This is a genomic window from Streptosporangium sp. 'caverna' (genome assembly GCF_003203775.1).
Classification (GTDB): domain Bacteria; phylum Actinomycetota; class Actinomycetes; order Streptosporangiales; family Streptosporangiaceae; genus Streptosporangium; species Streptosporangium subroseum.
The window spans coordinates 7375793-7401865 of the sequence record NZ_CP029711.1 but is presented as its reverse complement, the minus strand read 5'-3'; the positions used below and the strand labels follow the sequence as shown (position 1 = coordinate 7401865).

21 protein-coding genes are annotated in these 26073 nt (G+C 69.0%); 8 read left to right on the top strand and 13 right to left on the bottom strand.

All coding sequences use genetic code 11. From position 1 onward, the window contains the following. Window positions 1–1087 precede the first annotated feature (1087 nt). The 5 genes from DKM19_RS32330 to DKM19_RS32310 form a co-directional block, all read right to left on the bottom strand. Window positions 1088–2125 (bottom strand): aldo/keto reductase family protein, encoded by a 1038-nt coding sequence (locus DKM19_RS32330; RefSeq protein ID WP_110700938.1) that lies wholly within the window; start codon window positions 2123–2125, stop codon window positions 1088–1090. A 130-nt stretch (window positions 2126–2255) separates the two neighbouring features. After that, the gene (locus DKM19_RS32325; RefSeq protein WP_110700936.1) at window positions 2256–2837 is read right to left on the bottom strand and encodes a flavin reductase family protein; all 582 of its coding nucleotides are present in this window, start codon (window positions 2835–2837) and stop codon (window positions 2256–2258) included. Between the two features lie 10 nt (window positions 2838–2847). Further along, window positions 2848–3552, bottom strand: a complete 705-nt coding sequence (locus tag DKM19_RS32320) for an SRPBCC domain-containing protein (protein WP_162641943.1) — start codon at window positions 3550–3552, stop codon at window positions 2848–2850. 69 nt (window positions 3553–3621) lie between these two features. After that, complete coding sequence (locus DKM19_RS32315; protein WP_110700932.1) at window positions 3622–4980, bottom strand: MFS transporter; 1359 nt, start codon at window positions 4978–4980, stop codon at window positions 3622–3624. Further along, the gene (locus tag DKM19_RS32310) at window positions 4977–6221 is read right to left on the bottom strand and encodes a hypothetical protein (protein ID WP_162641941.1); all 1245 of its coding nucleotides are present in this window, start codon (window positions 6219–6221) and stop codon (window positions 4977–4979) included. The genes DKM19_RS32315 and DKM19_RS32310 overlap by 4 nt, the downstream gene beginning before the upstream one ends. A gap of 660 nt (window positions 6222–6881) precedes the next feature. On the opposite strand from DKM19_RS32310, the gene DKM19_RS32300 reads away from it, so the two are divergent. Then, window positions 6882–7538, top strand: a complete 657-nt coding sequence (locus DKM19_RS32300; protein WP_162641940.1) for a histidine phosphatase family protein — start codon at window positions 6882–6884, stop codon at window positions 7536–7538. Between the two features lie 148 nt (window positions 7539–7686). After that, on the top strand, window positions 7687–9789 hold the full coding sequence (locus DKM19_RS32295; RefSeq protein ID WP_110700925.1) for a hypothetical protein: 2103 nt from the start codon (window positions 7687–7689) through the stop codon (window positions 9787–9789). On the opposite strand, the gene DKM19_RS32290 is transcribed toward DKM19_RS32295, so the two are convergent. Continuing rightward, on the bottom strand, window positions 9786–10448 hold the full coding sequence (locus DKM19_RS32290; RefSeq protein ID WP_110700923.1) for a TetR/AcrR family transcriptional regulator: 663 nt from the start codon (window positions 10446–10448) through the stop codon (window positions 9786–9788). The genes DKM19_RS32295 and DKM19_RS32290 overlap by 4 nt on opposite strands. Before the next feature lie 71 nt (window positions 10449–10519). Between DKM19_RS32290 and DKM19_RS32285 the strand changes: the two genes are divergently transcribed. Then, window positions 10520–11167, top strand: coding sequence for an O-methyltransferase (locus tag DKM19_RS32285; RefSeq protein WP_110700921.1), 648 nt, complete (start codon window positions 10520–10522; stop codon window positions 11165–11167). A gap of 86 nt (window positions 11168–11253) precedes the next feature. On the opposite strand, the gene DKM19_RS32280 is transcribed toward DKM19_RS32285, so the two are convergent. After that, on the bottom strand, window positions 11254–14769 hold the full coding sequence (locus DKM19_RS32280) for a S8 family serine peptidase (RefSeq protein WP_110700919.1): 3516 nt from the start codon (window positions 14767–14769) through the stop codon (window positions 11254–11256). A 398-nt stretch (window positions 14770–15167) separates the two neighbouring features. Here DKM19_RS32280 and DKM19_RS32275 point away from each other — a divergent pair, with 398 nt between their 5' ends. Next, window positions 15168–16073: an alpha/beta fold hydrolase gene (locus DKM19_RS32275; RefSeq protein WP_110700917.1), complete on the top strand. Its 906-nt coding sequence runs from the start codon at window positions 15168–15170 to the stop codon at window positions 16071–16073. A gap of 252 nt (window positions 16074–16325) precedes the next feature. Here DKM19_RS32275 and DKM19_RS32270 read toward each other — a convergent pair whose 3' ends face one another. Further along, window positions 16326–16901, bottom strand: a complete 576-nt coding sequence (locus DKM19_RS32270) for a uridine kinase (protein WP_110700915.1) — start codon at window positions 16899–16901, stop codon at window positions 16326–16328. Window positions 16902–17077: 176 nt separating this feature from the next. On the opposite strand from DKM19_RS32270, the gene DKM19_RS32265 reads away from it, so the two are divergent. Both DKM19_RS32265 and DKM19_RS32260 read left to right on the top strand, forming a co-directional pair. Continuing rightward, window positions 17078–18232 (top strand): CaiB/BaiF CoA-transferase family protein, encoded by a 1155-nt coding sequence (locus DKM19_RS32265; RefSeq protein WP_110700913.1) that lies wholly within the window; start codon window positions 17078–17080, stop codon window positions 18230–18232. Beyond that, complete coding sequence (locus DKM19_RS32260; protein WP_110700911.1) at window positions 18229–19725, top strand: carboxyl transferase domain-containing protein; 1497 nt, start codon at window positions 18229–18231, stop codon at window positions 19723–19725. The genes DKM19_RS32265 and DKM19_RS32260 overlap by 4 nt, the downstream gene beginning before the upstream one ends. A gap of 62 nt (window positions 19726–19787) precedes the next feature. On the opposite strand, the gene DKM19_RS32255 is transcribed toward DKM19_RS32260, so the two are convergent. The 5 genes from DKM19_RS32255 to DKM19_RS32235 form a co-directional block, all read right to left on the bottom strand. After that, window positions 19788–20219, bottom strand: coding sequence for a hypothetical protein (locus DKM19_RS32255; protein ID WP_110700909.1), 432 nt, complete (start codon window positions 20217–20219; stop codon window positions 19788–19790). Then, complete coding sequence (locus DKM19_RS32250) at window positions 20216–20647, bottom strand: hypothetical protein (protein WP_089206472.1); 432 nt, start codon at window positions 20645–20647, stop codon at window positions 20216–20218. Before DKM19_RS32250 ends, DKM19_RS32255 begins: the two co-directional genes overlap by 4 nt. A gap of 39 nt (window positions 20648–20686) precedes the next feature. Further along, window positions 20687–21481, bottom strand: coding sequence for a carbon-nitrogen hydrolase family protein (locus DKM19_RS32245; protein ID WP_110700907.1), 795 nt, complete (start codon window positions 21479–21481; stop codon window positions 20687–20689). Beyond that, a complete protein-coding gene (locus tag DKM19_RS32240) occupies window positions 21444–22424 on the bottom strand; it encodes a DUF418 domain-containing protein (protein ID WP_110700905.1) in 981 nt (326 codons plus the stop codon). Before DKM19_RS32240 ends, DKM19_RS32245 begins: the two co-directional genes overlap by 38 nt. Window positions 22425–22495: 71 nt before the next feature. After that, on the bottom strand, window positions 22496–23521 hold the full coding sequence (locus tag DKM19_RS32235) for a LacI family DNA-binding transcriptional regulator (protein WP_110700903.1): 1026 nt from the start codon (window positions 23519–23521) through the stop codon (window positions 22496–22498). Window positions 23522–23797: 276 nt separating this feature from the next. Between DKM19_RS32235 and DKM19_RS32230 the strand changes: the two genes are divergently transcribed. After that, window positions 23798–25081, top strand: a complete 1284-nt coding sequence (locus tag DKM19_RS32230) for an ABC transporter substrate-binding protein (protein WP_239513698.1) — start codon at window positions 23798–23800, stop codon at window positions 25079–25081. Between the two features lie 65 nt (window positions 25082–25146). Next, a complete protein-coding gene (locus tag DKM19_RS32225; protein ID WP_110700899.1) occupies window positions 25147–26073 on the top strand; it encodes a carbohydrate ABC transporter permease in 927 nt (308 codons plus the stop codon).

Below are 26073 nucleotides of genomic sequence, written 5' to 3'. Positions count from 1 at the left end.
TGAGCCGGCGGATCTCACCGGCTGTGCACCCGAGGGAGACGGTGGCGCCAGAGGGGTCGCGACCCGCCTCCGCGGCGCGGACGACGGGGCGGGAACCCGCCGCGAGCACCCCGATGGCGCGTGCGGTCTCGGTGGGACCGCGGAGACCGGGCTGCGGGACAGCCGCGGCTCAGGCGACGCCACTCCGGTGAGCGCGGTCCTGCTCGGGCCGGTTCAGCGGAGAGCCGGCTCCCGCTCCGGTTCCGGGCTCGGCCGAAGCCTTGACGAGCGGGACGTGATCGGCCTTCGCACGGCGGCCCCCTGGCCTGGTCCCGCGCGATCGCCCTACGGCGTCCCTTTCGCTGACGCGCGGCGACATGAACGTGAGTAGTTCGCACCGGCGGCGCCCCAAGCCAGCCTTGTTCCTCTCTGCGGTAATTTCAGCATGTCTGAGAACATGAAAACGCACAGCCATCTGGTAGCCCCCATACCTCTTGTCTGCTTCCGGCCATTATACGTAAACAGTGGGCAAGATCCCGGATTTACCCTCAAGCTGAAAAGCCGGATTATCTCAATGCGTGGCCGGTCGAATTAGGAGCAGGCCGTATACCTTCATAAGGTCATGCTGTTGCGGTCATTCCTGGCGAACATCACACCGAGACGCGGATTCCCGGCAGGGCGGAGCACCACGGAAAATCGCGCTGAGCGGATATCGGTCGGCGGAACGCAGACGGCTTCGCTGTACGACCACGGCCGTACAGCGACAATGCGGCGAGGACACGAACGCTTCGCCGTGAACTGAACACTCAACAGGGCTTGGAACCGACCGATGGCCCGCCGGACATCCCGGCGCGCGTCAGGCCATTCCGACAGGCTGTTCCGGCATCTGCGCCGGAGCGGGAGTGGCCGGGTGCCGGGCAGACTTCGCCGGGTGCCGACGGGCTTGGCTCAATGCCGGCGGGCCCCGCCGGGTGTCGGGCAGGCCTCGCCCGGTGCTGCCCGGCTTCTCCGCCGGTCAGCAGGTGGCGGCCGCCCGTCCTGGTCGCGGCCTGGCGGCTCCCGCGCGGGAGCCCCGGCGACGTCCCCGCGGACGGGTGCCCGCACACGGCTAACCGTCTGCCGGTGCGGTTTTCATCCAGCTCGGCTTGACCGCCATCATCTGCGCGGTCTTGGCGGGATCCCGGTCGACGAGATCCCCGAGCACCTCGTCCACCCGCTTCAGGACGGCCTCGTCGATCGTCTTGCCGGATGCCGAGGCGTTCTCTGTCACCTGCTCGGGCCTGGTGGCACCGGCGACCACCGAGGAGACCCCCGGCTGCCGGAGCACCCAGGCGATCGCGAGCTGGGCGGCCGAGAGGCCGCACTCCTCGGCGACGGGGAGCAGGTCCTGCACGCGTTCGAGCAGTGACGTGCCCAGCACCCTGCGGATGAACGTGGGAGCCCGCCCGCCGGCCGTTCCGCGCGACCCGTCCGGCGGCTCCTGGCCGGGCCGGTATTTGCCGGTCAGCACCCCCTGCGCGAGCGGCTGGAAGGCCAGCTGGCCGATGCCCTCGCGAAGGCACAGCGGGACTATCTCCGGTTCGACGACCCGCCACAACATGTTGTACTGCGGCTGGTTGGAGACGATGCGGCTATGCAGCCCGAGCTCGCGGGCGATGGTCAGCGCCGACGCGATCTGCGGGGCCGTCCACTCGGAGACGCCGAGATAGAGCACCTTGCCCTGGCGCACCAGGTCGTCGAAGGCGATCAGGGTCTCTTCCAGAGGGGTCGTCTCGTCGAAACGGTGCGCCTGATAGAGGTCGAGGTAGTCGGTGCGCAGCCGGCGCAGGGACGCCTCGCAGGACTCCAGGATGTGCTTGCGACTCAGGCCGCGGTCGTTCGGGCCGTCGCCGGTGGGCAGGCAGACCTTCGAGGCGAGGACCAGTGACGACCGCCTCACCCCGTCAAGCGTGGCGCCCAGCACCTCCTCGGCCGCTCCCTGCGCGTAGACGTCGGCGGTGTCGAAGGTGGTGATGCCCGCGTCGAGTGCCGCCCGGATGCATGCGACGGCCTGGTCCCGATCCACCAGTTCGCCGTGGGTGAGCCAGTTTCCGAAGGTGACTTCACTGATCATCAGGCCGCTCTGCCCGAGATGGCGATATTCCATTGGTAGTCAGGATGCGGTGCTCTCCTTCGAGGAGCCCTTTTCCCGATCCCCCTTTCAGATGAAGGTCACAATACTGGTCTGTGCGCGGCGTCAAGGGAGGGCCGGTCGCGCGCTCCGGTGCACCGGAGCGTCAGGACACGCGGCTCCGGCGAGACTTCCCGTTCGTGAGCTCATCCGCCTCGCCCGGGCGCGCGCCGTCCCGGGGGAGAGGCGAATCGCCTGGGCGACCTCCGGAGAAGGTGCCGGCGAGAGGGTGGAAGGCTCTCTTGTAGTAGATCAGCGGAGCACCGTCGCACACGCTGTACGCCTGCACCGCGCCGATGACGACCTCGTGGTCCCCCGCGGGAAGCACGCTGTGCACGGTGCACTCCAGCGAGAAGAGCGCGTCCGGGACGACCGGCGGGCCGCCCGGGGTGAGTGCCCCCCACGTGCCCTGGAACTTGTCCAGGGCCGACGTCGCGAACAGGCGCGCCACGGCGTCGTGGTGCTGGCGGAGCATGCTCACCGCGAAGCGTCCCGACTCGTGTACGGCGGGCAGTGTGCGCGCGGACCGGGCGAGGCAGACCAGGACCAGCGGAGGCTCGACGGAGACGGAGCAGAAGGCACTCACGGTCAGCCCGTGCGCGCCTTCCTGCTCCCCTCGTGCCGTAACGACCGTGACGCCGCTGGGAAAGCGGGTGAGCGCGGCCCGGAAGTCGTCCACGGTGATCATCACCGGGACGTCATGCCGTGAACGGCCGCAGCACCAGTTCGACCGTGCGGTCCTGGAGGGTGAACGTCGCCTTCTGGCCGGGCACCGCGTCGTCGAGCCAGCGGTGGAAGTCCTCCATCTCCTTCAGCGTGACGCCGTCGATGGCGTGGATCTCGTCGCCGGGCTGGATGCCGACGAACTCGGCGGCGGAGTTGATCGCCACGTCCTGCACGACCATCCCGGTCTCCGGGGTGACCCCCAGGGGGATGATGCCCGTCTTGGGTGGCGTCAGCGTCTTGTGGAACTGGAACGGCCGGTGCTCCAGGTAGGCCGCGAGCCGCTCCAGGTAGTGCCACCAGTGGTGGTCGTACGCGTCGAACTCCACCCGGGAGCGGACCGAGTCGCTGAAACCCGAGTGGCGCACCTTCACCTCGGTGCGGTCCTCGTCGACCTGGACGAACTCCACCTCCACGGTGGTCGGCTCGTCGTTTCCCGGTACGTCCCAGCCATAGAGGCACGAGACGCCGGGTTTGACGTCGAGCAGCGTCGCCGTGAAGACGAGGTCGACCCGCCCTCCCCGGTTGAAGTGCCAGCGAAGCGGGTCGCCCGGCTCGGCGGGGATGCTCGCGTCGTGCAGGTTGAGCCAGGCGCGGACCTCCTTCGGGTCGGTCCAGGCCTGCCAGACACGGTCCCGGCTCACCTTGATCTCGCGTGACGTCGATGTTTCGAGTGCCATGACACCGTTCTCCATTCTTGGGATCCGCGCCGACGAGGGCACGGGCTCAGCGGTACACCGGTCGATCGCCTACTTGGCCCCCGCCTCGTGCAGGGCCTTCTCGACTGCGGCGTTGGAAAGCGTCAGTAGTCCGATGAGTGACACGGCCGCCCCGAACAGGCCGCCCACCCGGTACACGGTCTCCAGGTCGGCGTGGGTCGCGATCTGGCCGGCCAGGAGTATGCCGACCGGCATCAGCCCGAAGGCCACCAGCCTGTTCACGCTGCTGACCCGTCCGGTCAGCTCCTTCGGGACGATGGCCTGCCGGATCGACACGGTCGTGACGTTCCAGGTCATGGCCGTGTAGCCGGTGATGGCGAGGCCGAGGGCGACGAAGGCGACCTCGCTGGTGAATCCCAGGATCGTGAAGCCCAGCGCGCCCAGCATCACCCCGCCGAGCGCAGACCTCGCCGGCCCCAGCCGGTGGGTGAACATCCGGCACGTGAAACCCGCCGTCACGCTGCCGACCGCGACCGAGGCGAGCAGCAGCCCGTACGCCACGTCGCTGATCTGCATGACCTGCCGCGCGTACAGCACCAGCATCGCCAGCTGGCCGACCGTGCACATGTTGGTGAGACCCGCGACCAGCGTGAACACGCGCAGCACGCGATGGCGGGCCAGCCAGCGCACGCCCTCGCCGATCTCCTTGCGCATCGCGCGCCGGGGCCTCGCGCCGGGAGCCGTCGCCGCCCGGTCGCCGTCGGCACGGAAATCGCCGCGCATGAGGAACGAGAAGACGGAGCTCAGGGCGAAGCTGATGGCGTCCACGCCCACCGGCACGGCCCTGCCCACGGTGTAGAGCACGCCGCCGAGCGCCGGCCCCAGGAACTTCAGGGCGACCGTGTTGGCGGTCATCAGCCTGCCGTTGGCCCGCTCCAGCGCCTCCCGGTCCTGCGAGACCGCCATCGGGAGGATCGCCGAGCGCGAGCTGTCGTAGACGGTCTCGATCGACGTGATGCTGAAGGCGATCACCATGAGAAGCGGAATCGACGCCCAGCCGCCGAGAACCGCGACGAACAGGACGATGAGGATCACGCACCGGACGGCGTCCGACACCCACATCGCCCGGCGCCGGTCCCAGCGGTCGGCGAGCGCGCCTCCCATCAGGGCAAGCAGCAGCCAGGGAAGCTTGTCCGCCATCCCGACGAGGGACAGCGTCGCCGGATCATTGGTGAGGTCGGCGGCCAGCAGCGGCAACGCGGTGACGGTCAGGCCGTTTCCCACGCTCGAGACCGACCAGCCTCCCCAGAGCAGCCAGAAGTTACGCCCGAGGCCGCTGGATATCCTCGCGCCCAGGCGCCCTCCCCGCCCGCCCGGCGGTGCGCCGGAGCCCTTCGGCTTCACCGTGGTCCGCAGGTCCCCGTCACCCGGAGCCTCCCGCGTCGTCATGCGCCCCCGCCCTCCGGGGCGGACTCCTCGGGGAGCAGCGCGGCAGGATCGAGCTCGAAGAGCAGGCGAGTGGTGCGCGCGACCCCGTCCGCGTCTCCGAGCTCCCGCTGGCAGAGCACCGCCTTGTACGCCGCGCCGGCCCCCCTGAGGGCACCCGCCTGGGCGCCTCGCTCGAACTCAACGGCCGCCCGCTTGACGTCGCCGTTGCGCTGGAACCAGGCCCCCGCGAAGTAGCGCGCGGAAGGCTCGTTCCCGTCCACCCGCAACAGCTGCTCGGCCGCCTGTTCCACGTGGTCGACGGGGTGAAGCATGGTGCCCGCCTTCACGGTCACGTCGAGGAGCAGCCTGGTGTTCTCCCGGGCGCTGTGCCACTGCTGCGAGTCGGCGGCGAGGCTCTCTGCCTCGGCACCCGCCTCGTACGCCGCGTCCATGGCCGTCCGCGCCGCGTCCGCGTCCTTCTCCGTGATCCGGTGGAAGGCCGCGGCCCGCCAGAACCTGCTCACCGTGAGCGCGCGCAACCAGGGCTCGACCTCGCTCAGTGCGGGCAACAGCTCCTGGCCGTACGCCATCCAGTAGTCGCTCCCACGCTCGCCTCCCCGGTCCCGCAGCAGGATCGAGATCAGCTGGGTGCACGAGAGCACGCGCAGTGTCGGCAGTTTTCCCTCGGTGGCCAGCCTGGTGAAGGCGTCCACCACCGCGGAGTCGCGCAGATGCTGGCGCAGCGCACGGGCGGTCTCGTAGGCGAGGTAGTCGCCGGCGGGGTGGGAGCCACTCGCGCCGTCGGCGTCGCCCGCGGTCAGCTCCGCCGCGAGCCGGTAGAACCCGAGTTGCGTGAGGATTCTGACGAGCACCGCGCGCCGCGGAACGGACTGGTGCGGCCATTCGGCGATCTGGCGGCTGAGGAACAGCCACGGCTCCAGTCCGGTGTTCGCCGCCACGGCCGCCGGCGAGTCCCCCAGGAACATGTCCTGCCTGACCTGCCTTGCCAGCCAGGACCGTGAGTCTCCCTGCAGGATCAGGGAGCAGTGCGGAAGCAGTTCGTCCTTGTTCTCGTCGCGCAGCAGGGCGAGCAGCAGCGGCGTGCTCTCGGCGCAGAGCGGCCCGCCCACCGTGGGAGTCAGCGTGAACCAGGCGCTCCAGTTGCGCTGCAGTCCGACGGTGTCCAACTCGACCACGGTCGGGAATTCCAGATCCCCCCACGCGACATCATCCGCGCGCGTATAGGTGTGCAAGCCCGCCAATGCCCCACTCTTTTCCAGATAAGTCGATCGCCTGGCTAAAAAGGCGGGAGAAGATTGCTGGAATCCTCTCCCGCCAGATATCGGCGTTTAATCCACCGACTTAGTAGACCTCGCTCGGCGCGTAAACCTCGCTGGGCGTGTAAACCTCGCTCGGGGCGTAGACCTCACTCCGCATCTGAAACACCTCCTTTTGGGGTTGTTCCTTGCTGCCGGAGTCAGCTTTTCTGAAAGCAGTTTCACAACGGTTTCGCGCCGGTTTCACGACGTCCTTTACAGCTCCTGAATAAAATTGTCCGGCCTGGTGACAGGGGCTTTGAATCTTTTTCCGGTGACCCGGCGATCCTGCCGGATCACGGGCGCAGGGCACCGCGCGTCCCGGCCCGCGGACGCCGTCTGGCCCCTCGCCGGGCCCGGCGGGCCGTCGCCGGCCCAAAGACTTCGCGGCGGCGTGGGAGGGGGCGTGCCGCGGAGGCGGCGCAGACAGATGGGGCTGGATGCCAGGTCGAGCAGGCCCCGATGGAGATCGGCGCGGTGTCCGTAGCGGTGCGTAGTCGAGCCAACATGCCGTTCATTGTGAAACGAGCTGTAATTAAGGGGCATATGTCCGGTTTCCGGGAGTCAAGTCTTGTCAGCGAAGAGGAAGACCGGTTCGCTGGTGGTATGCCTTCTACGATCACTGCGGTACGGCACGGCCAGAGCGAGTCCAACGCGGCCTTCGACGAGGCCAAGCGCAGCGGCGTGAGCATCGCCCTGGATCGTCCGGACGGGGGCGTGTCGCTGAGTCCGCTCGGCCGGGAGCAGGCCACGCAGCTGGGACGGCGGCTGGCGGCGGAGGACCCGCCCGACCTCGTCCTGAGCTCGCCGTACCTGCGGGCCGTGCAGACTTGGGAGCTTGTCGCCGCCGAGCTGGACACGTCTCCCGAGGTCCGGCTGGACGCCCGGCTCAGAGACCACGACATGGGGCAGTGGTCGGGAATGAACCTGGCGGCGATCCGGGACAGGTTTCCCGGGGAGGCCGAGAACCTGAGGTCGCGGTTGCTCACCGGATGGCGTCCGCCCGGCGGCGAGAGTCTTCCCGACGTCGCGGACCGGCTGCGCGAGGTGCTGGAGGAGCTACGCGCCGAGCATGCCGGACGCCGGGTGCTGATCGTCGCGCACGACTCCGTGGTGCTGATGCTCAAGCAGGTGATCGAGGATATTCCGACGGACGCCCTGGCGGAGTTCCTCCCGGTCCGCAACGCCTCCGTCTCGATATGGAGGGGTTCCAAGGCCGAGGTCTTCAACGATGTCGGCCACCTGCGGGAGAGCTCGTTCTAACCGAGGTCCCCAACGCCGTTGAGCGCCTGCGGAGGACATGATTTCAGGCGGATTTCCGTCGCTCCATTGACGATTGAGTCTTACTGGGGTCTGCTGCGCCTAGTCGCTTGTAGATCCTCATGGGCATGAGGTTCGTGGAAGGAGCCGCATGCGTCTGCGCATGGTGATGGCGAGCCTCGTTCTGGTCGTGGCATCGACGACGGTCGTACCCGCGTGGGCCGCCCCGGAGCCCGGGTCGATTCCCGGCTCCGGCTCCGGCTCCGAGACCGCTGCCGCAGAACCAGGGCTCGCCTCTGTCTCCGCCGGCCCCGGTCCCGGTTCCGCCGGATCGGCCGTACCGGCCGTCGCCGGGTGCGATCCGATCGCCGGTACGGAGTGCCTGCTGCCGTTCCCCAACGACTGGTTCACCACGAAAGCCCACACCCCGACCGGGCTACGGGTCAATTTCTCCGCCGAGGCCATGCCCCGCAACACGGCGGGCACCCCGATCAACCCGGCGCAGTGGAACACGGCCGACGGCTTCTCCCCGGGCTCGATGCTGCTGGCCCATGTGCCCGGCATCGACCTCGCCAAGACCGGCGCCGCGCCCGTCACCGACGTCGGATGGTCCTTGAGGCGCGACGCCCCCATCGTGATCGTCGACACCAGGACCGGGGAGCGCTGGCCGTACTGGACCGAACTCGACGCGGGCGCCACCGACCCCGCCCGGCGGATGCTGATCATCAGGCCCGCGAAGAACTTCCTTGAGGGCCACCGCTACGCCGTCGCCCTGCGACGGCTGAAGAACGCCGCCGGTGAGGACCTCCCGGTCCCGGAGGGTTTCGCCGCGCTCCTCGACGGCGGGCCCCCCGCCGGAGACCTCCTCGTCCGGCGGCAGCGCGAGCTCCGGCAGACGCTCGGCGACCTCGCCCGCGCCGGGGTCAACGCGCAGGGACTCCACCTGGCGTGGGACTTCACCGTCGCCAGCGAGCAGGGCATCGCCGGCCCGGTGCTGGCGATGCGCGACCAGGCGCTGAGCGCCCTGCGCGGCCGCTCGCCGCGCTTCACGGTCACCACCGTCACCGACCTCACCCCCGAGCAGGATCCCAACGTGGCCCGCGAGGTCGCCGGTGAGATCACGGTCCCCAACTTTCTCGACAGGCCGGGCGGCCCGCCCGGCTCGAACCTCAACCGGGGACCCGGCGGACTGCCGCGGCCCCTCGGCGACAGCCTGAAGGCGCAGTATCTGTGCGAGATCCCGCGTTCGGCGTTCGAGCGGCCCGCGCATCCCTCCCTGTACGGCCACGGCCTGCTCGGGAAGGCCACCGAGGTACGCGCCCGCAACGTGCGGGCGATGGCGGGGGAGCACGGCTTCATGTTCTGCGCCACCAAGTGGATCGGGATGGCCGATGAGGACGTCTCGAACGTGGCGAGCGTGTTCGGAGATTTCTCCAAGTTCGGTACGGTGACCGACCGGCTCCAGCAGAGCCTGCTCAACTTCGTCCTCCTCGGCCGGGCGATGATCACCAGGGACGGCTTCGCGGGCCACAAGGCCTTCCAGGACAAGCGGGGCAGATCGCTGATCGACCGGCGGGCCGAGCTCGCCTACGACGGCAACAGCCAGGGCGGCATCGCGGGCGGCGCGCTGGTCGCCGTCTCGCCCGACGTGCGCAACGCCGTGCTCGGCGTGACGGGCATGAACTACAGCACGCTGCTCAACCGCAGCGTGGACTTCGAGCCGTTCCAGCAGCTCATGAACGACTCCTACCCCGACAGGCAGAACCAGCAGCTCTGCTTCGCGCTGATCCAGATGCTCTGGGACCGGGCCGAGACGAACGGCTACGCCCAGCACCTGACCGACGATCCGCTGCCCGGCTCGCCCCGCCACCGCGTGCTGCTGCACGTCGCCTTCGGCGACCATCAGGTCTCGACGGTGACGGCCGAGGTCGAGGCCCGTACGGTGGGCGCGCGCATCCACCAGCCGGCCGTGGGCGACGGGCGCAATCCCGACATCGAGCCGTACTGGGGGCTGAGGGCGCTTCCCCGCGGCCCGTACTCCGGCTCGGCCCTGGTCGTCTGGGACAGCGGCACCCCCGCACCCCCGGTGGTCAACCTGCCGCCGTCCGGCCCGCAGTACGGCCGCGACCCGCACGAGGACCCCAGGAACAATCCCTCGGCCCGCGTGCAGAAGGCGTACTTCCTCCGGGACGGCCTGGTTATCGACGTCTGCGCCGACACCTTCTGCCTGGCCGCCCCGGCGGAACGGCTCTAGCTTTTTGTCCCTTGTTGAGCGGCAAGATCAGATGTGCTGTCACCGGTGCGCGCCGGTGGCAGCCGGGTGAGGACGGCGTCGACGAGCGCGTCGGTGAACCTGGGGGACGTGGTCTGGCCGGTGACGAGGACGCGGTAGTAGATGGGTCCGACGATCTGGTCGACGGCGAGGTCGATGTCGACGGTGGGGTCGAGCGCACCGCGGGCGACCGCGCGTTCGAAGGGGAGCCGGTCGTGGCCGCGTTGCTTGCCGAGATGCTCGAAGCGCAACCGGGCGGCGAGCGCGGGGTCGTGCTGGGCCTGGGCGGTGAGGGCGCGGAAGACCGCGCCGGCGTCTGACGTGGTCAGGAAGCGGGCGATCTTGCGGGCATGGGTGCGCAGGTCCTGCCGAAGGTCTGCGGTGTCTGACGGGATGAGGGCCTCGGCGGCGTCCTGGACGAAGGCGTCCATGAGGATGTCGTTCTTCGACGACCACCAGCGGTAGATCGTCTGCTTGGCCACACCCGCGCGTTCGGCGATCCCCTCGATGGTCAGCCGCGTGTATCCGACCTCCACCAGCAGGTCGTCGGCGGCTTCCAGCACGCTCTGGCGTGCTTCCTCGCTGCGGCCGTGCCTGTTCCCGCGGTGTCTGCTCGCGGTGCCGCCGGCGTCAGCGCCCATGAGTCCGTTCCCTTCGACCACATGACCTTAACACCTTGTCTAGACGCAACGGTGCGTCTACGGTAGCGCCCATGAACACACTGACGACGACGGACACCGCCGCTGTTCTCGATCGGCTGTTCGCGGCCGCCGACCTCGAAGAGGCGAATCCCGCGCCGTGGCCGCTGGACACGTCCTTCGCCGACGCCTCGGCGAAACAGCGCGCCGACGCGCTGGCGGGGGAGTACATGCCGATCTCCAGGTCAGGCGGGCAACTGCTCTACGCGCTTGTGCGCAACGGCCGCCCCGAGACGATCGTCGAGTTCGGCACCTCCTACGCCACCTCCACGATCCACCTGGCCGCCGCGGTCGCCGACAACGGGATCGGGCACGTATGGACGACCGAACTCAGCCAGACCAAGGTCGACGCCGCGCGCGGCAATCTGGAGCAGGCCGGTGTGGCCCAGCACGTGACGATCCTGGCGGGCGACGCTCTCGTGACCCTGGCCGAGGTCCGCGGGCCTATCGGACTGCTGCTGCTCGACGGCTGGAAAGACCTCTGTCTGCCGGTGCTGCGGCTGATCGAGGACCGCCTCGCCCCGGCCGCCCTCATCGTCGCCGACGACACCACCTTCGCGAGCATGGCCGACTATCTCGCCTATGTCCGCGATCCCGCGCACGGATACGTCACCATCGCGTTCCCCGTGGAGGACGGTATGGAGATCAGCTGCCGAACCTGACGCCGCTTCAGGCGAACGTCCCGGCGGCGACGCATGAGGCCCGCCCCGCCATGGAGGCGGGACGGGCCGGTGATGGATTCAGGCCGTTACGGGGTGGCCCTGTCGGGGCGCTCGGAGATGCGGATGGAGTTGACGATGGTGTCGCCGGTCCGCTCGACGAACCGCAGGTTGAGCTGGCCGTCGGTGACCTTCACCGTGTACTGCCGGTTGACGGCGGTGTTGGCGCCGGCCTCCAGAGCCAGGTCCAGCGCGGGAATCGCGAGCTGGCCCTCGACGACGACGTCGAAGACGCGCTGGCCCTCACGCTTGCCCCGGGTCTCGGCGAAGCCCAGCTCGACGGTGTAGGTGCCATTGGGCACCTGGTCGAACCGGTACTCCAGCATCGACTCGCGGACACTCTTGAACAGCGCCTGCTCGGTGGTGCCCGCGACCGTCTTGCTCGCGGTGTTCGTCTTGGTGCCGGTGCCCACGTAGCCGTGGCCGCCCGCGCTGTACTTCCGGTCGGCGGTCCAGCGGTCACCGGCGGCGTCGACGACGTCCTTGGTGCCGCCGACCTCGACGGCGACCTGGTGCTTGGGCACCACGACCGTCACGGTGATCTCGATCTGCGGGTTGCGGCCGCTCGCCGAACGCACCAGCAGCTTGCCGGTACGGACGGTGCCCGGCTGGAGACCCGCGCTGGAGGCGGTGATCTTCAACGTCACCGACCTGCCCGAGCCGAGATCGCCACCGGTGGGGGTCACGCTCAGCCAGCTCTGCGCGGGATCGTTCACGACGGTGTAGGTCGTGGCGCCGCCGAGGTTGGACAGTTCGACCGTGCCGCTCCTGGTGGACGCAGCCGGCATCACCAGGGTCAGCTCGCCGACCGAGGCCGCCACCCGGCCGGTGGTCAGGGCGGTGTCCACCCGGACCGAGGCTCCGGCGACGACGGTGACGTCCTGGGTGAAGGTTCCGTAGTTCTCCTTGGAGACCTCGACCCTGTAGTCGCCCGCGAGGACCTGCCCGATGAACGTGCCGTTCTCCCCGGTGGTGAAGGTGGCCAGATCGCCCACCTTCACCGTCGCGCCCGCCAGTGGCTTGCCGTCGTTGGCGTCGGTGACGGCGCCGGTCAGCAGCCCGTGCCGGCTCGCGGTGAAGGTCAGGCTCTGACCGTTCTTGAGCGCGGCGCTGTCGGAGGAGTACTGCAGCGCGTCGGTGCCGCCCGGGCTCTCGATGCCCACCGTGGTGCTCGTACCGGAGGCGCGTTCGCTGTCGATGCCGCGATAGCGGAACCCGATCGAGCCGTCCTCGCCGAGCAGCGCCGAGAACGAGATGCGCAGATTGGCGTCGGAGTAGAACCGGGCGTTGCGCCATTCGATGACGAAGGTGCGCTTCGGCGCGGTCCCGATGGTGGCGGTGTAGACCCCGGCCTGGTCGTCCAGCACCAGGTCTTCCCAGTAGGGGTAGATCGCCGCGTTGGGCGCGGCGGTGGAGGGCAGGGGTCCGTTGGCCGCCGAGGTGCTGCTGGCGGCGAAGTTCAGGAACCCGTTGCTGCTGATCCAGCCCGCGGTCTGGCTCGTGCCGTAGAAGGGGAAGGTGAACGGCAGCGTGATCGGCTGGGCCACGTCGTCGCCGGTGATCGGCTGCTTGTCGGTGCCCGCGACGTACGCCTCGGCGGCGCTGGTGCAGGTGTAGCCGAAGGTGTCGCTGCGGCGCGGCAGGTCGATGGCCTTGGTCAGGTCGCCGCTCACCGTGATCGGCACGGTGAGGCCGCCCGCGCATCGGGAGACCGGGGTGACGTTCAGCTCGTAGTCGCCGTTCGGCAGCGTGAGCTGGTATCGCCCCGCGGCGTCGGTGACCGTGCTGACCGGGGTGCCCACCGCGACGACGGCCGCGCCCGCCTCGGGTGCGCCCGCGGCGGTGACCGTTCCCGACACCGTGCCCGAGGGCTTCAGGATCAGGGACACGTCCTCGGTGACCGTTTGGTCGACCACGACGGTGACCGTCGCGGTGGCGTCGTCGTATCCGAACTTCTTGACGGTGATCTGGTAGTCGCCGACCATCAGGCGCGGCAGCGTGTACGTCCCGTCCTGCGCGGTGGTGACCGTACGGCTCAGCGGACCGGTGACGGTGAGGGTCGCCGCGGACACCGGCGAGCCGCCCGCGGTGACGGTGCCCTTCAGCGCGCCGAGATCCCCGACGGGAGCGGACTGGACCGCCGCGAACGCGTCGAGCCGGCCCTCGCCCCAGATGTTGTTGTCCGCCGCGGTACCACCGCAGCGCGTGTCGTTGACGTCGATCGAGGTCTGGTCGAGGAGTTCCCTCGTGGCGGTGATGTCGCCCTGCAGGGCGGGAGAGGCCGACCACATCAGCGCCACGGTGGCCGCCATGTGGGGGGAGGCCATCGAGGTGCCGTTGAAGGAGTCGTAACCGCCGGGAATGGACGAGCGCACGTTGACGCCGGGTGCCGCGAGGTTGGGCTTGATCTCGCCGTTCTCACCGGAGCCGCGGGTGGAGAAGGTCGCGATCGTGTTGTTGATGTCGAAGGCGCCGGCGCTGTAGCTGGAGAGGTACTGCCCGGGAGAGCCGCTGGAGTTGCATCCCGCGCCCGTGACGTTGCCGTTGGCGAAGGCGGGGAAGATTCCCGCCGCGACCCACGCCTCGACGGTCTCCTTGTACCAGGGGTCGAACCCGGCGCCGCCCCAGGAGTTGTTGACGATGTCCGGCGCCAGGTCGGGGCGCGGGTTCTGGCCGTTCAGGTCGGTGGGCGCGAGCACCCACTGCCCGGCGGCGAGCAGCGAGGCGTCGGAGCAGGTGTTGGACTCGCAGCCCTTGGCGGCGATCCACTTCGCGCCGGGAGCGACGCCGACGGCGTTGGCGCCGCCGTCGTCGCCCACCATGGTGCCCATGGTGTGGGTGCCGTGGTCGTTGTTGTCACACGGCGCGGCGCTCGGGCAGATCCCGGCCGGGTCGAACCAGTTGTAGTTGTGGTCGACGGTGCCGTCGGCCTTCTTGCCGCGATACTGGGCGGCCAGCGCGGGGTGGTCGAACTGCACGCCGCTGTCGATGTTGGCGACGACGATGCCCTCACCGCGGGTGCCGAGCTCGTTCCAGACCCTCGGGGCGTTGACGCGGTCGATGTTCCACTCGATCGCGCTGATCTTCGCTTCCACCTTGCCCGGCAGCGGGTCGGGCAACTTGGTGACGCGGCTGGGATCGATCCGCTCCACCTCGGGCAGCTTCGCGATCTCCGCGGCGAGCTTGGCGTTACCGGTCACCTGGACGGCGTTGGCGATCCAGAACGAGGTGAAGTCGACATGCTGGGCGGTGAGGAGTTTGCGCAGGCCCGCCTGTGACGACGTGGCGAGCTCGGTCTTGGCCCGGAAGACCTGCTTGGCCTTCTCGGTCTTGGTCGTCGCCCTGCGGGCCGCGCTGAGGTCGGCGCCGTTCTTCAGACGTACCCAGAAGGTGGCCTTGTCGCCGTTGGCCAGCTCCGTCAGGACGGTCTGGTGGATTTTGTCGGGATCGGGCGCGGCCTGGGCGACGCCCTGGGGAAGCGCGAGCGCGAGGGCGGCGACGGTCCCGATCAGGGCCGCTCGCCAGTTCCGGAAGGTGTTGGACACACGATCTCCTTCACGCCGGGCGGGGGGTCCCGCCGGGGAAAGCGAAGTGGGATGCGCATGATCTTTGCAACCCACGTGGAGAATCGTGAATCGATCTTGTCAATTTTTCAAGCTTTTAGGCCGTTAAAGAATTATATTTCGCCAGAATTAACACATATGGGCTGCTCCCCAGGTGGGGGCGGGGCCCCGCGACGCCTCGAACGCGCACGGGTCAAGGACGAACCTCCGCTTTCCGACGGGATACGACAAAACCTCTGTGCCGACCGGCGGCACGGGTGTGGCCGGTGGACCCGGTATGTGCTGGTATCGAATCAGGGGCACATCAGCGCCCGCCCAAGGGAGGCCGCGGAACGGTCGACCGATCCCGCGACCTTGCCGCGCCCGGGAGGGACGTCATCGTGAGTATCCCTTTGCCTGCCTCGTTCGCCCATCGCGTGATCGACGCCGACGGCGTGCGGATCAACACCCACGTCTCCGGCGACGGCCCGCCGGTGCTGCTGCTGCACGGCTACCCGCAGACCCATCTCATCTGGCACCACGTGGCGCCCGTGCTCGCCCGTAAGCACACCGTGGTCCTCACCGACCTCCGAGGGTACGGAGACAGCGACAAACCGCCCTCCACGCCGGACCACAGCGCCTACTCCAAACGGGCGATGGCCTACGACCAGCTGCTCGTCATGCGCGAACTCGGCTTCGACCGCTTCGCGGTGGTGGGTCACGACCGCGGAGGCCGGGTCGGGCACCGCCTCGCCCTGGATCACCCGCGGGCGGTCGCCGGGCTGGCGGTCCTGGACATCGTGCCCACCCGCCACGTGTTCCAGCACGCCGACGCCGCGTTCGGGCTCGGCTACTACCACTGGTTCTTCCTCGCAGGAGGCGGCGGCATCCCCGAGCACCTGATCGGCGGCGACCCGGAGTTCTGGGTCCGCTCCCGGATGCAGGCCCGCCACAACGGCGGAACCCCGTTCGACCCGGCGGCCCTGGACGAGTACGTCCGCTGTTTCTCCGATCCGGCGGCCATCCACGCCTCCTGCGAGGACTACCGGGCCGCCGCGAGCATCGATCTGCGTCACGACGACGCCGACGCGGACGCGGGCTGGCGGGTGAGCTGCCCGGTCCTGGCACTGTGGGGCGCCGACAGTTTCGTCGGCCACACCTACGACGTCCTCGACGTCTGGCGCCGGTACGCGACCGACGTACGCGGCCAGGCACTGCCCTGCGATCACTACGTGCCCGAGGAGGCGCCCGAGATGGCGGCGAAGCTCCTCGGCTCGTTCCTCTCCCGGGTCACGGCGGCCCGGTAGCGGTCGAGCGCCGGATTCCGGGCACGGCGGCGCGACGGCGGTCGGGCGGCGGATCCCTGCCGCGGCATCCCCGTAGAGGTCACGTGCCGGGTTCCGGGCACGGCGGCGCGAGCGGACGCGCTTTTATCCGCATGTCTCACTGCAAATGGATTTTTACCCGACACATGTAAATATCGCTGGTAAATGGGCAGATTGTTAAAGTCAGCGAGAGAAGCGGCGCCCCATGCCCGAGGCGGCTGAGCCCTAAGGGCACTATCGGATCCCGACGAACTCGCCCGGGATCGTGGCGCCGTCGAGGAGGAGATCGGCATGGGCGCGAGTGCCGTCGGCGGTGAACCACTCGTCCTCGGCGCGCATCCAGTCCCGCCAGCGCGGCGCGAGAGAGGCGCCGTCTCTGTCCAGGACGCGGGCCAGCCGGAGCTCCCTGGGAGCCTCCACCCAGATGGCGAAGGCGACGGGGGCGGTGCGACGGGCCGTGCTCACCCCTTCGAGGAGGAGAACCGGCGCGACGGGCACGTCCACCCAGTCCTCGAACGTGCCGCGGACCCAGTCGTAGCGCTGGTAGCGTCCCGGTCCGCCGGTCGCCAGCGGGCCGAGCACCTGGTCTTCCACCCGTCCGAACCACGCCGCCGGCGGCTCGTCCCACGGCACGGGGAAGTCGTCACTGTGGATCACCTGCGCGTCCAGTTCCCGCGCCAGCCGTCCGGCGAAGGTGGTCTTGCCCGATCCGGCGGGGCCGTCCACCGCGACGACCCGGGTGAGCCCGCACGACGGCGGCAGCTTTCTGATCTTTCCGGCCAGTTCCGTGAAGGAGATCGCGACTGCCATTTTCCCATGATTCCATCCGTCGCCTACCCTATTGATCGTCCGCGTGGGGAATCGACTATTTTCTCCCTATCTGGATGTCGTGCCGGGTGGTCACCTGGCAAGGTGACCGGTGGGGCGGGGAATGCCTTTCCGGACCCGGTTCGACTAGGCTCGGCCACCACCACTGGAGGTTGATCTTGCAGGGAGCCCTCGGCGACATCGTCGTTCTCGACCTTTCGCGCGCGCTCGCGGGACCGCACGCCGCGCAGATGCTCGGCGATCTGGGGGCCCGTGTGATCAAGGTGGAGCATCCCGGAGGGGGCGACGAGTCACGGGGCTGGGGTCCGTTCGTGGGCCCCGACGGCGACCTGTCCACATACTTCATGGCCGCCAACCGCAACAAGCAGTCGATCACCGTCGACCTCAAGGCCGCCGAGGGCAAGGCCCTGATCGAGCGGCTGGTACGGCAGAGCGACGTGATGATCGAGAACTTCCGCACCGGTGTCCTGGACCGGCTGGGCTTCACCGTCGAGCGGTTGCACGAGCTCAACCCGCGCCTGGTCATCCTGTCGATCACCGGCTTCGGCCACGACGGTCCCGAGGGCGGCAGGCCCGGTTACGACCAGATCGCCCAGGGCGAGGGGGGGCTGATGAGCCTCACCGGCCCGTCCCCCGACGAGCCGTACCGGGTGGGCGCCTCGATCGCGGATCTGCTCGGCGGAATCCACGGGGCGTACGGCGTGGTCGCCGCGCTCTACGAGCGCGAGCGGACCGGGCTGGGCAAGGTCGTGCGGACCTCGCTGCTGGCCGCGGTGGCCGGCGTGCACTCCTACCACGGCACGGCCTGGACGGTCGGCGGCCAGGTGCCCAGGGCCAATGGCAACCACCACGCCTCCATCGCCCCCTACGGCGCGTTTCACTGCGACGGCGGCATGATCCAGATCGCCGCGGCGAATGACGTGCAGTGGCGAAAAGTCGCCGCCTTGCTGGACATTGATCCCAATGTGGCGAAATATGCGACAAATAGGGAAAGATTCGCTCATCGGGATGAGTTGATCGCGGACATGGAGCGGGCGCTCGCCAAGCACGACCGCGGACACTGGCTGACCGCGCTCGGCGAGGCCGGTGTGCCCGCGGGGGCCATCAGATCCATCGACGAGGTGTACGCCTGGGACCAGGCCCGCTCCCAGGGACTGGTCATCGAGGTGGACCACCCCGTGCTCGGCCCCATCGAACTGCCGGGGCCGCCGCTCCGCTTCGACGGCGCCCCTCCCATGCGCCACCGGGTCCCGCCCGCACTCGGTGAGCACAACGACGAGGTGCTCGCCTGGCTGGAGGACCGTGAGGGATGAGCCTCACCCGGCCTGACGCGCGCACGCTGATCGACACCTTTCTCGACCCCGGGACCTGGCGGTCGTGGGACGAGACGCCCATCGACCCGGCCGAGCCCGGCTCCGGCTACGCGGAAGAGCTCGCGGCGGTCCGGGCCAAGACCGGATACGACGAGGCGGTGGTCTCCGGCGAGGGCCTGCTCGACGGGCGCCGGGTCGCGATCGTCGCCTGCGAGTTCTCCTTCCTGGCCGGTTCGATCGGGGTGGCCGCCGCCGAGCGGCTCACCGCGGCGATCGAGCGGGCCACCGCCGAGCGGCTCCCGCTGCTGGCCGCCCCGGCCTCCGGCGGCACCCGGATGCAGGAGGGCGCGGTGGCCTTCGCCCAGATGGTGAAGATCACCATCGCGGTGTCCAACCATCGCGCCGCGGGCCTGCCGTACGTCGTCTATCTGCGCCATCCCACCACCGGCGGCGTCTTCGCCTCCTGGGGCTCGCTCGGGCACGTCACCGCGGCCGAGCCGGAGGCGCTGATCGGCTTCCTCGGGCCGAGGGTGTTCGAGTCGCTGCACGGCTACCCGTTCCCCACCGGGGTGCAGGTCTCCGAGAACCTCTTCGCCCGCGGCCTGGTCGACGCGGTCGTGTCGGCCGAGGACGCCCGGAGGATCGCGATCCGGGCGCTCGCCGTACTGTGCGCTCCCCGCACGGGGCTGGAGGCCGGGCCCGAGCCGGACGAGCACGTCCAGCCGATCCAGGCCTGGGACGCGATCAGCCGCTCCCGCCGGGACGACCGTCCGGGCATGCGGGCGCTGCTCAAGCTCGGCGCGTCCGACGTCACGCCGCTCAGCGGCACCGGCGAGGGGGAGAACGACCCCGGGATGCTCCTCGCCCTGGCCAGGTTCGGCGAGGTTCCCGCCGTCGTGCTCGGCCAGGACCGGCGGCGCCAGCGGATCGTCGCCCCGGTCGGCCCGGCGGGGCTCCGGGTCGCCAGGAGGGGCATGCGCCTGGCCTCCGAGCTGAACCTGCCGCTGGTCACCGTGATCGACACCGCCGGGGCCGCGGCGTCCAAGGTGGCGGAGGAGAGCGGGCTCGCCGCCGAGATCGCCCGCTCCCTGGCCGACCTGGTGATGCTCGACGCCCCGACCGTCTGCCTGCTGCTGGGCGAGGGCGCGGGCGGCGCGGCACTCGCGCTGCTCCCGGCCGACCGGGTGCTCTGCGCCCAGCACGGCTGGCTGTCGCCGCTCTCCCCGGAGGGAGCCTCGGCGCTGCTGTACCGGAGCGTCGACTTCGCCCCGGAGATCGCCGCGGCCCAGCGGGTGAAATCCACCGCCCTGCGGCAGGACGGCGTCGTGGACCGGATCATCCCGGAGCTCCCCGACGCCGCCTACGAACCCGAGGCTTTCTGCCGCAGGGTCTCCCGGGCCCTGGAGTATGAGATCGCCGGGCTGCTCGACCAGCCCCCCGCCGACCGCCTCGCCGCCCGTCTGGCCCGCTACCGCCGGCTCGGAATGGGCTGAGAAGGCGCCGGTGGCCGGCGCCTTGACGGGGCCGCGGGTTCGGCAGGCCCCGCCGGTGGACGCTACGGCTCCGAGCCCGCCGGGGCGAGGGGGACGGGGAGGCGTTCGATCCGGATGGAGAAGACCTCGTCGCGGGGGACGACGACCTCGTAGGCTCCGTGGTCGACCATCCAGTAACCCAGGGCCTCGGCCTTCAGCCCGCTGTGCCCGGTGTAGGCGATGTGCAGGCTCTCCTCGCCGTTCTCCTCCGAGACGTCGAGGACCAGGCACGGCTCACCGCCGAACGCGCCGACCGTGCGGACCAGCACGAGCCAGTCGAGGTCCTCGCGGGCCACCACCGCTCGCCAGTAGCCGGAGGCCGCCTCGAAGCCCTTGTGGGCCTCCTCGTTGAACAGCACGACCTCGGCGCTGCCGGGCCCGAGGGCCGCGGCGTAGGTCTGGCCCTCGTAGTGGGCGGCGAAACCCGAGGCCACCGGCTCGATCTCGGTGCTCATGAAGCCGGCCTCCAGCTGAGTCCGTCGTAGAGGCCGAAGAGGCGCTCCTCGTCGGGAGTCACATGGATGATCTCTGCCCCCGCGGGGATCGGCATGGGCGTGGTGTGGAACTGGGGCACGACGTGCTCGCGCGAGGTGGTGAAGCCGTTCCCGGCGAACGGCGGTGAATCGTTCCAGTCGCCGCCCATGTGCGGGCCATACGGCACGACATAGGCGTCCATGTCGCGGGCGAACCAGCGCATGAGGTAGATCTCCGGAACCGTCACGGTCAGCTCGGAACCCTCGAACGCCAGGTCGAGGCCCATGAACAGCTCCGCGGGGGTGGTCAGGCGGGCACAGTCCTGAACCCGGTAGACGTAACCCGATATCACCGTCCGCCTGCCGGCCAGATAGGGCACGAGCAGCCGAGGGGGAATGACCTTCTGCATCTGCGTTCTACGCCCTGGTGGCTCACTCACGGTCGCATTTTACGATCTGCCGATGTTGAGGCGTCGGTGTTCCAGGCACGGTAGGGCATTCCGGGTGACAATCGTGATCTGAGAGTCGAGTGAGCAGGTCTGGACGGAGGGTGCCGGGCCGAGATCGGCGCGGACCACGCCCATCGGATCGACCAGCATGCTCCGGCCGATCCCGAAGCCGTCGCGGGCCTCCGGATTCGGCGCCTGGCCCACGGCCGCCACCCAGGTGGTGTTCTCGATCGCGCGGGCTCTGACCAGAGTCGTCCAGTGCTCCTCCTTCATCGGTCCCGACCCCCACGCGGCGATCACCGCAAAGAGTTCGGCACCCTCGTCGACCAGCGCCCGGGTCAACTCGGGGAAGCGGATGTCGTAGCAGGTGACCAGGCCTATCCGGAGTCCGGCCAGCTCCACCACGACCGGGACGGAACCCGGCGAGACCAGGTCGGACTCGCGGGCGCCGAAGGAGTCGAACAGGTGGATCTTCCGGTAGGCCGCCTCGATCCTACCGGTGGAGCCGATGGCCACCGCCGTGTTGTGGACCAGGTCGTCTCCCGGCTCGAACACTCCCACGATCACCGCGAGGCCGTGGGCCCGTGCGGACTCGGCCAGCCCGGTGACGAAGGGCCCGTCCAGCGGCTCGGCCAGGTCGGTGATCCGCTTGCCGTACCGGGTGAGCGTGGCCTCGGGGAAGATCGCCAGGTCGGCGCCGTCGGCGGCGGCCCTGTCCATGGCCTCGCGGGCACGGCTCAGGTTGGCGGCGGGCTCCTCAGAGACCGGGATCTGGCACAGGGCTATGCGTGTCACGCTCTGACCTTATCCGTCGGTTCGGGACTCGTTCCATCCACGTGAGGCACCGCCACACCCATTCCATCGGGCCGTACCTGAACCTGGCCAGCCACATCCGGCTGAACACGACCTGGAGCGCCAGCACGACGACGGACAGGACCACCCCGGTGATCCGGGTCGAATCCGCGGTGAGCAGCGGCAGGGAGAGCAGGATGATGGGCGTGCTGAGCAGGTAGTTCGTCAGCGCCATCCGGCCGAGCGGGGTGAAGACGGCGAACAGCGGGTCCCGCAGCCGGGTCCGCAGGAGCAGCAGCAGGCCGGTGCAGTACGCCGTGGCGGCGGCGAGCCCCGCGGCCGGGTAGGTGCCCCGGTAGAAGGTGTCGGGATCGTCGAAGGTCCGGCTCCACAGATACACGAGCGCCACCGCCAGCACGGTGGAGACGACGAAGGCGGGGAGCAGCCACCGCTCGGGCGGCGGACGCTCCATCACGGCCATGCCGAGCAGGAACAGCCCGGGGATGAGGATCATCCCGCCGCCCTCGTGCACCGCCCAGATCGTGAGGGCGCCCCCGAGTATCACCATCGCGGGCGGAGGGAAGAACGAGACGGGCAGCAGGACCAGGGCCCCGAAGATCGCGTACGGCAGGAGCACCTCGCCCGGGTTCACGATCCAGTGGATCGCGCCGAAGACCGCGAGCACCGCCAGCCTGCGCAGCAGCGCGGCCCAGGGACGATCCGTCCGCTGGGCCGCCGACCTCAGGAAGAGGACGAAGCTCAGCCCGAACAGGAACGAGAAGATCGGATAGAACCTGCTCTGCAGCAGGTTGTCGATCGCCCAGTCGACCGCGTTCTGCCCCGGACTCGTGAGGTGTTCGCGCGTGTGCTGCCAGGTGTTGACCACCATGATCCCGCACACCGCGAAGCCACGGAGCGCGTCGAGCTCATGCAGTCTTCTGGTCACAAGAAATAGACGTATCACCACATAACTGATCACGCATAGACATCAGTGGGAACAAAGGCGTCTATGCGCCTTTAAGGTGACGTCCTCGGCAGGGTCGACGTCGTTCCCCGGACGACCAGGCTGGTGGGCAGGACGCTGGGCGGAGGCGACATGGTGGCGGGGGTGTCGATCATGGCGATCAGCGCGGTGGCGGCGGCGGTGCCGAACCCGCCCTTGTCCTGGGCGACGGTCGTCAGGCCCGGCTGGACCAGTGCAGCGAGCTCGATGTCGTCGAAACCGACCACCGCGATGTCCTCGGGGACCTTCAGCCCCGCCTCGGTGATGGCGCGGATGGCGCCGATCGCCATCTCGTCGCCGGCCGCGAAGACGGCGTCGGGACGCTCGTCGAGCGCGAGCAGACGCCGCATCGCGGCGTGCCCGCCCGCCAGGTAGAAGTCGCCTTCGGCGACGTGGTCGTCCCGCGCGGGCAGGCCGAGCGCCGCGAGCGCGTCGCGGTATCCGTCGAGCCGTTCGATGCCCGGCCGGGTGCGACCCGGCCCGGCGATCGTGGCGATGGACCGTCTTCCCTGCTCGTACAGGTGGTTGACCGCGATACGGGCACCGCCCGCGTTGTCGGAGATGACGTAGGTCGTCCTGGGCCCCGTGATCGGGCGGTCCAGAGAGACGCAGGGCACGTCGGACTCCGCCAGCTGGGTCAGGGCGGGATCCTGAGTGCCATTGTCGATGAATACCACGCCGTCGAGATTGTGCCTTTTCGCGGCACGGAAGTGGCTTCCTTCGTCGTCGCTCGTGGCGAGCATCAGAAGGTGGTATCCCCGCTCACTCAGAGCGGTTTTCAGGCCGATGATGATTTCCTGGAAAAAGGGATGACGCCATCCGGGACGCCGATGGTCGGTGTCCCATATGAGGCCGACCATGTATGACTTCTTTGTGGCAAGGGTCCGCGCGGACTCGTTGGGCTGGTAGCCGATACGCGCGGCGACGCGCAGGACGTTGTCGCGGGTTTCGGCGTTCACCACCTCGGGGTTGTTGAAAACGCGGGAGATTGTCGCCACCGACACGCCGCACTGGCGGGCCAGGTCTCTGATCGTTGCCACGACCGCACACTACCGTACCTCTGTAACCGGTTTCATGTAACCGGTTACAGGGAAGGTAGTCGTCTTGACCGGCTCAGTCAACCCCTCTGCGTTCGGCGTATTCGGCAGCCGGGTTGATTTCCTCGCGGTTAAGTAACGACGTCCCGTTTCACGGGTCCGCGACTTGACAGGGGAGCGTTTTTCTATGTGAAATCTGGGTTACCGCTCGTTGCCCGCGGTCGCGCTGTTCCTTATCTCTGGGACCTTTCCCCGCTTCTTCAGGAAGAAGGAGTCCCTGTGTTCTCGGGAAGAATGCGCATCATCGCGGCAGTGGCCGCGGCAGGACTGCTCGCCGCCGGTTGCGGCTCCCAGGGAGACGATGCCTCCGCCGGGCCCCAGGGCGATGAGAAGATCACCCTGTCCCTCAACCTCTTCGGCAACATGGGCTTCAAGGAGCTCTACACCGAATATGAGGCCGCACACCCGAACATCAAGATCGTGGAGCGGACCTCGGCCTACAACGACCACCACCGCAACCTCGCGGCCCACCTCGCCACCAAGCAGGGCGCAGGCGACATCGAGGCGATCGACACCGGCTTCATCGCCCAGTTCCGCGGGCAGCCACAGCACTTCACCGACCTCAACCAGCACGGAGCCGCCCAGCTCTCCGGCCGCTGGCTGCCGTGGAAGTGGGAGGCCTCCCTCGCCAAGACCGGCGCGCAGATCGGCTACGGCACCGATGTCGGCGGCCTGGCGATGTGCTACCGCCGTGACCTGTTCGAGAAGGCCGGCCTGCCCACCGACCGCGACGAGGTGTCGGCGCTCTGGCCCGACTGGCCGTCCTACTTCGAGGCCGGCAAGAAGTACACCGCCAAGAAGCCCGACGGCGCCGCGTTCTACGACGGAGCCGCACAGGTCTTCAACGCGATCATCGGTCAGGCCCCGGTCGGCTACTACGACACGAGCGACAAGGTCGTGGTTGCCGGTAATCCCGAGGTGCGCAAGGCCTACGACCAGGTCCTGCAGTCCGTGACGGACGGCCAGTCCGCCAAGCTCGTCGGCAGCTCCCCGGCGTGGAACACCGGCTTCGCCAAGAGCCAGTTCGCCACCATCGGCTGTCCCGCCTGGATGCTCGCGAAGATCCAGGACCAGGCCAAGGAGTTCGCCGGCAAGTGGGACGTGGCCGCGATCCCCGGCGGCGGCGGCAACTGGGGCGGCTCCTACCTGACCGTTCCGGCCCAGGGCAAGCACGTCAAGGAAGCCGTCGAGCTGATCGCCTGGCTGACCGCACCCGAGCAGCAGATCAAGGTGTTCAGCAAGCACGGCATCCTGCCCTCGACCGTGGAGACCTACGAGAAGCCCGAGGTCACGGGGCTGACCCACCAATTCTTCAACGACGCCCCGATCGGCAAGATCTTCACCACGGCGGCGCTCAACCTGAAGCCGCAGTACCAGGGCCCGCGCGCCGGTGACATCCAGACCGCCATCCGCGACGCGATCAACCGTGTGGAGGAGGGCAAACAGAACGGCGACCAGGCGTGGGAGCAGATGCTCAAGGACGTCGAGCGCATCAGTAAGTGAGCCGGGACGCCGGCGAGCGGCCAGGGCTCGCCGGCGTGCCCCCTCCGACAGGGATGAGATCATCGATGACCTCCGTCACCAGGCGGCCACGGCGCCGCCTCGCGTACACACTCGACGTCAAGGGTTCGCCGTACCTCTACATCGCCCCCTTCTTCCTGCTGTTCGGCGTGTTCGGCCTGTTCCCGCTGCTCTACACCGCCTACGTCTCCATGACCGACTGGAACCTGATCGAGTCGACCAGGAACTGGGTGGGGGCCGAGAACTACGTCGCGCTGATCCAGGACTCGTACTTCTGGAACGCCCTGGGCAACACGGTCAGCATCTGGTTGCTGTCGACGATCCCGCAGCTGCTGGTCGCCCTGGTCGTCGCGCACATGCTCAACCGCAGCCTGCGGGCCAGGACGTTCTTCCGGATGGGAGTGCTGCTGCCCAACATCACCTCGATCGTCGCGGTCACGATCATCTTCGCCCAGCTCTTCGGCCGTGACTTCGGCATCGTCAACTGGGTGCTCGGCGTGGTCGGGCTCGGCCCGGTCGACTGGCAGGCGGGCACGCTCAGCTCACACATCGCGATCTCGGTGATCGTGATCTGGCGGTGGACCGGCTACAACGCCCTGATCTACCTGGCGGCCATGCAGGCCATCCCCAATCACCTCTACGAGGCCGCCACCATCGACGGGGCCGGCCAGTGGACCCAGTTCTGGCGGATCACCATCCCGATGCTCAGGCCGACGATCATTTTCACCGGCGTCGTCTCCACCATCGGCGGCTTCCAGATCATCGCCGAGCCGCTGCTGTTCCAGGCCGGGACCGGCAACCCGACGGGCGGATCCGACCGGCAGTTCCAGACCGTCGGGCTCTACCTCTACGAGCAGGGCTTCGGCCTGTACGAGTTCGGCTACGCCTCGGCGATCGCCTGGACTCTCTGCCTGATCATCGTGGTCATGGCGCTCGTCAACTTCTCCATCACCCGACGGATCAGGGGCAGCTGA